Here is a 10,248-nt window from a genome sequence, read left to right as displayed (position 1 = left end):
ACAGACATCGGTCCCTGTACCGGTCCCCATGCCGCTCACGCCCCGCCGTACCCCAGCGGCTCCGACGCGGCCCACCTCAGCGCGTCCCAGACCAATCCACGCACCGATTCCCGCAGCGCGCCCGGGCCAGGGGCGTCCGCCAACGACTGAGTCCCACCGACCGCGACAGAGTCCCGCCGCCACCAAAGGGGCTGCTGCCTAAGCGATCGAGGCTGTCGGTCCCAAGGACGTTCGCGGGGCACCCCCGGGACGGACACCGAAGGCGGGGGAGTGCCGATGTGTCGACCCAACTCGATCAGCCGGGCAGCAGCACGGCCGACAAGAGTCTCAGCGGCGGACCCCACGTCCACGGCTCCGCTCCCGGTGGAAACTCCCAACGAGCGCATGAGGGGCGGCCCAAGACCCACAGGCCCAGGCCCGCGGCTACACCGTCATCTGCGAAGAGCCCTATTGGTCGCCGTCGCACCGTAGAGCGTTCGGCAAATGCGTCGAAAGGCGAACGCCTGCCGGCGTTCGCCTTATTAATTCGGCGCGTTCCGGTATTGGATGTTCTATCGCGGGCTGTGATTAAGTCGCCCGCGGGCCGGAAAACTCACCCGGGCGGGAAGACGCCGTTCTTGGCGACCGGGACCGCGAGTTGGCTGCGGCCGAGGAGGGTGGCGCGCTCGGCGGGGAGGCCGCGGAGGACCGGGTTGATGTGTTGCAGGGTCAGCGGCACGTTCTGGATGGCGGTGCCGGAGACGATGTCGTACTTCTCCAGGTCGATCCACCGGATGACTTCCAGGAGCTCCTTCGGGATCTCGTCGCCCCTCTTCTGGACGGGCACGCAGAGCTGGCGCGCCTCGGTGACGCGGGTGTCACGCGGCCGGATCGCGCGGGCGACGATGGGGTTGAGCTGGGTGAGGTTGAGCGCCCGGTTCATCGGCGTGTTGGGGGTGATCGCGTAGCAGGCGAGGTCGATGTGCGAGATGAACTCCAGCGCCTCCTTGGTGGGCGGCGTGGCGTTGTTCTTCAGCACGGGCACGCACAGTTGTTGCAGGCCGGTGACGTTCACCTGCTGGCGCGGCAGGTCGGCGAGCACCGGGTTGAGCTGGCTCAGCACGAGCGACCTGTTGATCGCGGCCCCGGTGGTCCGGTAGCAGGCGAGGTCGGTGAAGCTGATGTAGTCGAGGACCGTCTTCGGCGGGACGACGCGGTTCTTGGCGACCGGGGTGCACAGTTGCTCACGCGGGCCGAGGGTGACGGTCTCGGCCGGCAGGCCGCTGAGCACGGGGTTGAGATGCTGGATGGTGAGCCTCGTGGCGGGCGGCTGGTAGGGGTCGGTGGCGAAGCATTCCAGGTCCAGGTAGGAGACGTACTCCTTGGGCGAGGGAACGGCCGCGGCGCCGGCGGGCGGGGTCACCAGGAATAGCACGGCCAGTAATGCCACGGCGGCGGACGCGAGGCGGTGGATCGTCGATAATCCACGTCTGCGGATTGCGGTGACGGATCGGTCCACGAAGGGCTCCAAACGTGGGGGCGCGAGGTGTTCTGCTCACCGAGTGTGTTCCTCCTTGGCCGTTCTGACAATATCGGTGTCCGCTTTTTGTCGCGCATATTTCCAGCGTTTGAACGACCCTGGTCCCACCGCAGGGTGTAGGTAATTCAAAGTCAGCGCCGCCGGGCGAGGTCGCGGGCGACGCGTTCGATCAAGGGCTTGATGCGGCGGAGGATGCGGCGGCGCAGGACCGGTTCGGTACGGCTGCGGATCACGCCGGGCACGGCCACGATGCGCTGGATCACCTCTTCGAGGTTTTCCGGCCCGGTGGACACCACCTGGCAGAGCAGGTCGCTGTCCCCGGCGATCGAGTCGGCCTCGATGACCTCGGGGATGGCGGCCAGGTGCTCGGTGACCTGGTCGAGCACCCCCTGGGAGAGGTTCAGCCGCACGTACGCGAACCCGGTGAAGCCCATCGCCGCCGGGGAGAGCGTCGGCGCGTAGCCCGCGATCACGCCGATACGGGCCATCTTGTCCAGCCGGGCCTGCACGGTGCCCCTGGCCACGCCGAGCAGGCGGGCGTACTCCCGCACCCCGGCGCGGGGCCGGTCGATGGCGAGGTTCAAGATCGACAGGTCCAGCTCGTCGAGGGCGTCAGGCATGGCCAGTTGCCCGGTCGCGGCGGGACGGACGGCAGTGAAATCGAGCCATTGGCCCACCTTATCGGCTAACTCTTGCGCCATAGGCCGCCGAACGCCCTAAATGGGTACACAGTCGGCATACGAAAGCGGGCCGAAATGGCGATTTCCAGCGACCGATATGTCGCCACAGTGGGCCGGGTCCAACTGACCGGCATCCAGGCGCTCGCGCGCCTGCCCATCGACCAGCACCGCCGCGACACCGCGGCGGGTCTGCGGGTCGGCACGTTCGTGTCCGGTTACGAGGGTTCGCCGCTGGCCGGGTACGACCTCGAACTCGGCCGCATGCGCGAACTCCTGGCCACCGCCGACGTCACCTTCGTCCCCGGGCTCAACGAGGAGTCCGCGGCCACGGCGGTGCAGGGCAGCCAGCTCGCCGGCACGTTCCAGGACAGCACCCGGGACGGCGTGCTCGGCATCTGGTACGGCAAGGCGCCCGGCCTGGACCGCGCCACGGACGCGCTGCGGCACGGCAACCTGATGGGCGCGCACCCGAACGGCGGCGTGGTGCTGCTGGTCGGGGACGACCCCGGCGCCAAGTCCTCCAGCGTCCCCTGCTCGTCGGACTTCTCCTTCGCCGACCTGGCGACGCCCTTCCTCTACCCGGCCGACAGCGGCGAAATCCTGGACCTCGGCCTGCACGCCGTCGAGCTGTCCCGCGCCTCCGGCCTGTGGACCGGGCTGAAGATCGTGACCGCGGTGGCCGACGGCTCCTCCACGGTCGATCTGGCCGCCGACCGGCCGCTCCCGCTGCTGCCCGACGGCGCGAAGAAGCACGTCCCCACCGCCCGCCTGCTCCAGCCGATGCTCGGCCCGCTCGAACGCGACCTGGTGACCAACCGGCTCCGCATCGCGCGCGAGTACGCGCGGCTCAACGGCCTGAACCGGATCGTCGGCCGGGGCCGCGCCGACCGGCTCGGCATCGTCGCCGCCGGGCGCACCTGGCTCAGCCTGCTCTCCGCGCTGGAACGGCTGGGCATCGCCGAATCGGAGCTGGCGGAGTCGCCGCTGCGGCTGCTCAAGGTCGGCATGCCGTTCCCGCTGGAGGAGACGGTGGTCCGCGAGTTCGCCGAGGGCCTGGAGGAGATCCTGGTCATCGAGGAGAAGCGGTCGTTCCTGGAGAGCGCCGTCCGCGACATCCTGTACGGCACCCCCGCCGCGCCCGTGCTCACCGGCAAGTCCGAGCCGGGCGGCGCGGAGCTGATCCCGGCGTACGGCGAGCTGGACGTGGACGCGATCACCCCGAAGCTGCGCCACCGCCTGACCGCTCATGGCATCCCCACCAAAGACCTTCGATCCCGCCGGATCGAGCTGCCGCTGGTCCCGCGCACGCCGTACTTCTGCTCCGGCTGCCCGCACAACACCTCCACCAAGCCGCTGGAGGGCTCCCTGGTCGGCGGCGGCATCGGCTGCCACGCGATGGTGCTGCTGATGGACGAGGCCCAGGTGGGCACGGTCACCGGCCTGTCCCAGATGGGCGGCGAAGGGCTCCAGTGGATCGGGATGGCCCCGTTCCTCGACCGGAACCACTACGTGCAGAACCTCGGCGACGGCACGTTCGACCACTCCGGCTCGCTCGCCGTAAGGGCCGCGGTCGCCGCCGGCGTCAACATCACCTACAAGCTGCTCTACAACTCGGCCGTGGCCATGACCGGCGGCCAGCAGGCGACCGGCGGCATGGGCGTGCCGCAGATCGTGGACATCCTGCTCGCCGAGGGCGTGGCCAAGGTGATCGTGACCACCGAGGACCAGGCCAGGTACCGAGGCGTCCGGCTGCCCCGGGGCGTCGCCGTCTGGGACCGCTCCCGGATCGCCCAGGCGCAGGAGGTGCTGGCCGCCACCCCCGGCGTGACCGTGTTGCTGCACGACCAGGAGTGCGCCACCGAGCAGCGGCGCAGGCGTAAGCGCGACAGGACGCCCAGGCCGGAGACCCGGATCTTCATCAACGAGCGGGTGTGCGAGGGCTGCGGCGACTGCGGCCGTAAGTCCAACTGCCTGTCGGTCCAGCCGGTGGAGACCGAGTTCGGCCGCAAGACGGCCGTCCACCAGGGTTCGTGCAACCTCGACCACAGTTGCCTGAACGGCGACTGCCCGGCGTTCATGTCCGTGCGGGTCCCGGCGGGCACCCGGCCGAAGGGCCGGCCCGAGGCTCCGGACACCGCAGACCTTCCGGACCCGGAGAGCGTGGTGTCCGGCGCGGAGTTCGGCGTGCGACTGACCGGCATCGGCGGCACGGGCGTGGTCACCGCCTCCCAGATCCTGGCGACGGCCGGGCTCATCGCCGGTTGGGACGTACGTTCCCTGGACCAGACCGGCCTGGCGCAGAAGGGCGGCGCGGTCGTCTCCGACGTCCGCCTCCGCCGCGAGGGCGGCGGGTCCAACAAGCCGGCCGCCGGGGAGTGCGATCTCTACCTGGGCTGCGACCTGCTGGTGGCGGCCGACCCCCGCAACCTCGCCGTGGCCTCCCCCGACCGGACGTTCGCGGTGGTATCGACCTCGCGGGTGCCCACCGGCCGCATGGTCAGCGATCCCACCGCCACCTTCCCCTCGGTACCGGACACCACGGCCGCCGTCATGGACCAGGTGCGCGCGGGACACGCGCTCGACGCCCGGGAGCTGTCCACGCGCCTCTTCGGCGACGACCAGTACGCGAACCTGCTGATGATCGGCGTGGCCTTCCAGGCGGGCGCGCTGCCGCTGCCCGCCACCGCGATCGAGGACGCCATCACCGCCAACGGGGTGGCCGTGGCGGTGAACCTGCGGGCGTTCCGCGCCGGACGGCGGTACGTCGCGGACCCGGCCGCGTTCACGGCCGAGGACACGGAAGAAGCGCCCGGACTCGACCGCGTGCTGCGCATCCGCGTCGCCGAGCTGACCGCCTACCAGAACGCGGCCTACGCCTCCCGGTACCTGGCCGCCGTCGAGGCCGTCCGCCGCCGCGAGGCCGCCGTGTCCCCCGGATCGACGGTGCTCACCGAGGCCGTGGCGCGCAACCTGCACAAGCTGATGGCCTACAAGGACGAGTACGAGGTCGCCAGGCTCTGTCTCGACCCCACGGTCTCCGCCCAGGTCACCGAGCTGTTCGGTACCGAGGCCCGGGCCTCCTGGCACCTGCACCCGCCGCTGCTGCGCGGCATGGGCATGTCCCGCAAGCTGAGGCTGGGCGGCTGGTTCCGGCCCGGCTTCCACGCGCTTTACGCGATGCGCAGGCTCCGGGGCACCGCGCTCGACCCGTTCGGCAGGGCGAAGGTCCGGGTCGTCGAACGCGAGCTGGTCCGCGAGTACCTGGACCTGCTCGACGTGCTCACCGACCGCCTCGACGAGCGGACGTTCGACGTCGCCGTGGAGATCGCGGGGCTGCCGGACATGGTCCGCGGCTACGAGGACGTGAAGCTGGGCAACGTCGAGCGCTACCGCGAACGGCTGGCCGCCCTGCGCGCGGACCTGACCCCGCGAGCCGCGATCACCGGATAACACCCCGCCTTACGGCGCTCCTCCTGCGGGCACGGCAGCAAGCAAGGCTTGGCTAAAATCGCCGTCGGCGGGTGAGCGGCCAGGCCAGGTACGCCCCGCCGGTCAGCCCCCTGGCCAGCCCCGCGGGCACCTCGATCGACGGCACCGCCCACTGCGCCGCCACGTCGGCCCCTTGGAGCAGCAGCGCGCCGGTCGCCGCGCCGTTGCCGACGCCCACGATGTCGGGGCTGCCGAGCGGGTTGCGGGTCACCGACTGGAAGAGCGCCCCGGAGACGCCGAGGGCGGCGCCGACGAGCAGGCCGTCCAGTCCGCGCGGGACCCGTAGTTCCATGATGATGAAGCGCTGACCGGCGTCGCCGCCGCCCGCGAGGACGCGTACCACGTCGGCGAGTAGCATCGCGAGGTCGCCCGTGGCGCAGCCGATGGCGAACGTGAGCGCCGAGGCCGCGGCCAGGGCCAAGGCCAGGCCGACGGCGCCGGTGGTGGTGGCGGTGGCCGGGAGAGGGGCATGGGGACAGCGGCGGATCGCGCTGATCGCGGGTGCGGGCGCACTGGTCTCGCTGTTCCTGATGATCAGGCTGGGCGCGGCCGTGGACACTTGCTGCCGAACGTCTTCGACCGCTTCACCAAGGGCGACGCCGCCCGTACCCGGACCGAAGGCAGCGGCCTCGGCCTCGCCATCGCCGCCGAGAACGCCCGCCCGCACGGCGGCACCCTCACCGCCGCCAACGCCGCGCCCGGCGGGGCGATATTCACACTCGTCCTGCCCGGAGCCGGTGATTGAGCAGGCAATAAAGCGTTGACAATGGCACGCCCGAAAAACGGCGGTGCCAATTATCCGATAACGGCCATCGGGCCGGAAACCGGCGAGTCGGGACCGGTGGGCCGAAAGCACAGTTGAGAGCACTATCGGGATGGCAGTAATGCCGTCCGAATTTCGGCTTATGGGCACATTGTGAAGATACGACGCCACAACGTATTATCGCGCCGAACCGGCTGTCGCGCTCCGCGGCGCATGACTCGCATGCTTCATTTCCGTCCGGGCATGGCGATGGCCGGTTCTTGGCGCTTCAGATCGGCACGACGCCCAGTACCACCGACCGTGGTGTTCCGCATGGCCGCCGTCGGGTTTGGGTGTGTTCGCTCTCCGAAAAGACAGGAGCCGGTCGGCTCCCGCCCGAGAGGACACCGAGGACCATGTCTGATTCGCTCTCCTACCGTAGTGCGTTCGGTAACTGGGAACAGCGCGCGAGTGTGCGCACCGGCCCGCGACGCACGATCGACTCGAACGAAAAGGTGATCTACTTTCCGCCGGAGCTGGTGCCCATCAGCAGTCATCCGCTCGTGACGGCCCGCCAGGACGGTACCGAGACCCGCCTGCTCACTCGCCGGCTGTATCAGTACCTCCACTTCACCAGCGAGCTGGAGGCCCTCGCGGTGATGCCCGTGGCCCAGCTCATCTCCCGGGGAGTGGCGGGCATCGACCTGCCCGCCAACATGCGCGAGGACGCCTTCAAGATCGTCACCGACGAGGCCTGGCACGCCCAGTTCTCCTACGACCTGCTCCGCCAGGTCGAGTCCCAGAGCGGCATCGCGGCCGGGGAGATCGGGGACCCGAGCTTCCTGTCCCGGCTCAGCAAGATCGGGCAGCGCATGGACCCGAGCCTGCGCGGGTTACAGGACCTGCTGTTCTGCGTGGTCAGCGAGACGTTGATCTCGGCGATCCTGACCAACCTGCCGCAGGACGACCGGCTCCCGGACGGTGTGCGGGAGCTGGTCCAGGACCATGCGCTGGACGAGGGCAAGCACCACGCCTACTTCCGGGACTTCCTCAAGTACTTCTGGCACGCCCTTAGCAAGAGTGAGCGGCGTGCGGTCGGCCCGTACGTGCCCGAGTTGGTGTACGCCTTCCTGGAGCCCGACTATGCAATGTTCGAGCAAGGCTTGCTGGCCGAAGGCTTCACGCCCGAGGAGGCCCGGCAGATCGTCACCGAGTCGTATCCTCGGGCGACGGTCCGCGCCGACGTCGCGCAGGCGGGCAAGCCGGTGACCCGGTACCTCACCGAACTCGGCGCGATGGACGACGGCCGGACCCACGCCACGTTCACCGAGCACAAGCTGCTCATGGGCTGACCGGACCCGCATGACCGATCCGTGCCCGCCCGCCGCCCCCGGACCCTGGTGGCGGGCGGGCCGGTTCCCGCTCTTCGCCGCGGCGCGCGGCCTGTCGGTGACCGGTGACCTGGCCGCGCTCTCGGCGCTCACCGTACACGTCTTCCAGGACACCGCCTCCGGGGCGGCGGTCAGCGGGCTGTTCGCGGTACGGGTGCTGCCCCGCCTGTTCGGCGCACTGGCCGGGGGGCTCAGCGACCGGGTGGACCCGCGGCGGCTGCTCGTCTTCTGCGATCTCATCTCCTGCGCGGTGTTCGTGCTCATCGCCTGCACCCGGCCGGGGTACGCGATGATCCTCGGCCTGGTGCTGGTCGCCGAGTCGGCCGCGACCGTGACCGCGCCCGCCGCCCAGGCCCTGGTGGCGCGGACCATCCCGGCGCACGCGCTGAGCAGGGCCAACGGACTGCTGATGGCGGTCACCGCGATCGGGTTCGCCTCGGGGGCGGCGATCGGCGGCCTCGCCGCGACCACGCTGGGATACCAGTACGCCCTGCTGGTCAACGCCGCCTCGTTCGTGCTGTCGGCCGCCCTGGTGGCCGCGCTGCCCCGGGTGCCCGCCGTGCGGGAGGACGACGACCGCGGTTTCCTGGCGGCGACCCGGGCCGGACTGGGCCGGCTGCGCCGCGACCGGCAGGCCGCCGCCGTGGCCGTGGCCACGATCGGCGTCACGTTCGCCGCCGCCATCGACCGGCCCGCGCTGGTCGTGCTCACCCAGCGCGATCTCGCCGGCGGCTCCGGCCTGGCGTACGGCCTGGCGCTCGGCGGCATCAGCCTCGGCGCGCTGGTCGCCACGCTGCTGATGGGACGGCTGCGGGCGCTGACCCCCTCGGCCGCCGCGCTGGTGGCGGGCATCGCCGTGGAGGCCGCGGGCCATCTCGGCATGGGCCTGGCCCCTACAGTCGCCGCGGTCGTGATCGGCGCGGCCGTCGCCGGGTTCGGGGACGGCATGGAGGGCGTCACCGCGATCACGTTGCTTCAGCGGGCCGGGGGGAGTTCGGTCGGGCTGGTGATGGGGGCCGTGCTGAGCGGTTCGTACCTGGCGGACGCGACCGGCTCGCTGCTCGGCGGCCTCGTCGTGGGCGCGGCCGGGCCGCGCTTGACCTTCGGCCTGTCGGCCGCCCTGATGATCGCCTGCGCGGCGGTGCCCTGGTACGCCGCCCGGAATGCCCGGCGTTCCGCGCCTTTGTGAGGCGGCCATACGCCAAGGAATGGCAAAGCCGCCGCCATGCAGGCGGTGGCCTGGTAATCCTTGCGCGAAGCGTTGCGCCGATCACCGCGGGGGGCCAGGTTGAGCGACACGGCATCCGATGCGCCCGCCCCTCCGGCCGATGCGAGCGGCCGGCGGTGGCCGCGCCGCTGGCGCGTCCTGCTGGGCGTGACGGCCGCCGTGGCCGTGGTCGCCGCCGGGGCCGCGGTGGTCGCGTACGGCGGGGGCGGCTCCGCCGTGACGTGTCACGTCAACGACGGGCGGCTGACCGGCACGGTGATCGAGGGCACCCCGGGCGACGACGACATCATGTGCGAACCGATCCCGCCCGGCGGCGTCGTCAACGGCCTGGCCGGCGACGACGTCATCACCATCCTGCCGGTCGCCGACAAGGCCGGTAACGAGGGCACCATGTACGGCGGCGACGGCCACGACACCATCATCGTGCGCGGCGGTCACTCCACGGCCGGCAGCGGCCGGGGCAGCGGCGGCAACGACGGCCGGATCGACGGCGGTCCCGGCGACGACATCATCACCGTCACCGGGGGTGAGGGCGGCATAGGGGGCATCGGCGACGCGGGCCGGGGCGGCGACGGCAACGAAGGGGCGATCGAGGGCGGTGACGGCAAGGACACCGTCACCATCTCCGGCGGGCAGGGCGGCCAGGGCATCGATACGCTGACCAGCCACGGTGACCCGGACGGCGGTACCGGCGGCACCGGCAACGCGGGCAGCGTCCGCTGCGCCGGGACCATCACCGTGCGCGGCGGCCGGGGCGGCGACGGAACGGCCATGGACGCGGAGGACGCCAACGGAGACGGCGACGGCGACGACGGCGACGGGGGGCCGGGCGGCATCGGCAACGCGGGCGACATCCAGACCCCGGCACGGCCCGGCGTCACCAGCAAGGTGACCCTCCTCGGCGGGCACGGCGGTGCCGGCCAGGCGGACGGCGCGGGCGGCACCGGCGGCGTCGCCAACGACCACCCGCTCACCGTGACGGCCCCCCTGACCATGATCGGCGGCAACGGCGGCGCCACCGACCCCCGCGGCAACGGCCCCGGCGGCACCGGCGGCCCGGGCAACACCGCGGCACTGCACTTCGTCGGCCCGGACGACACCAAGGCCGACGAAGCCGCAGCCAGCTCGAACCTAGGCGCGGGCGGTACCAAGAAGGGGGTGGCCGCTGGTGGGGCGACGGTCGCGTACGGGGGCCATGG

Annotated in this window: 7 protein-coding genes and 1 pseudogene; 5 read left to right on the top strand and 3 right to left on the bottom strand. The window is 71.4% G+C overall.

The window, feature by feature from the left end; genetic code table 11:
* Nucleotides 1–592: 592 nt before the first annotated feature.
* Together C1I98_RS28350 and C1I98_RS28345 are read right to left on the bottom strand one after the other, a co-directional pair.
* Nucleotides 593–1,414, bottom strand: a complete 822-nt coding sequence (locus tag C1I98_RS28350; RefSeq protein ID WP_111170464.1) for a hypothetical protein — start codon at nt 1,412–1,414, stop codon at nt 593–595.
* Nucleotides 1,415–1,650: 236 nt separating this feature from the next.
* A complete protein-coding gene (locus C1I98_RS28345) occupies nt 1,651–2,139 on the bottom strand; it encodes an Lrp/AsnC family transcriptional regulator (RefSeq protein WP_111170463.1) in 489 nt (162 codons plus the stop codon).
* Nucleotides 2,140–2,274: 135 nt separating this feature from the next.
* Here C1I98_RS28345 and C1I98_RS28340 point away from each other — a divergent pair, with 135 nt between their 5' ends.
* On the top strand, nt 2,275–5,649 hold the full coding sequence (locus tag C1I98_RS28340) for an indolepyruvate ferredoxin oxidoreductase family protein (RefSeq protein WP_111170461.1): 3,375 nt from the start codon (nt 2,275–2,277) through the stop codon (nt 5,647–5,649).
* A 52-nt stretch (nt 5,650–5,701) separates the two neighbouring features.
* Here C1I98_RS28340 and C1I98_RS44460 read toward each other — a convergent pair whose 3' ends face one another.
* Nucleotides 5,702–6,247 carry an iron chelate uptake ABC transporter family permease subunit gene (locus C1I98_RS44460; RefSeq protein ID WP_233508266.1) on the bottom strand — a complete coding sequence of 182 codons (546 nt, stop codon included), beginning with the start codon at nt 6,245–6,247 and terminating at the stop codon, nt 5,702–5,704.
* On the opposite strand from C1I98_RS44460, the gene C1I98_RS28325 reads away from it, so the two are divergent.
* From C1I98_RS28325 to C1I98_RS28310, 4 genes and pseudogenes are all read left to right on the top strand, one after another.
* Complete coding sequence (locus C1I98_RS28325; protein WP_438672116.1) at nt 6,248–6,433, top strand: ATP-binding protein; 186 nt, start codon at nt 6,248–6,250, stop codon at nt 6,431–6,433.
* A 413-nt stretch (nt 6,434–6,846) separates the two neighbouring features.
* Nucleotides 6,847–7,782: a diiron oxygenase gene (locus tag C1I98_RS28320; RefSeq protein WP_111170460.1), complete on the top strand. Its 936-nt coding sequence runs from the start codon at nt 6,847–6,849 to the stop codon at nt 7,780–7,782.
* Nucleotides 7,783–7,792: 10 nt separating this feature from the next.
* Nucleotides 7,793–9,010, top strand: coding sequence for an MFS transporter (locus C1I98_RS28315; RefSeq protein WP_111170459.1), 1,218 nt, complete (start codon nt 7,793–7,795; stop codon nt 9,008–9,010).
* 99 nt (nt 9,011–9,109) lie between these two features.
* Nucleotides 9,110–10,248: pseudogene (locus tag C1I98_RS28310) on the top strand (hypothetical protein); the annotation flags it as partial.

Origin of the sequence: Spongiactinospora gelatinilytica (assembly GCF_003236385.1) — a bacterium.
GTDB classification, from domain to species: domain Bacteria; phylum Actinomycetota; class Actinomycetes; order Streptosporangiales; family Streptosporangiaceae; genus Spongiactinospora; species Spongiactinospora gelatinilytica.
Note: the sequence above shows the minus strand (reverse complement) of the source record. Positions and strands in the feature narration are given on the sequence as shown.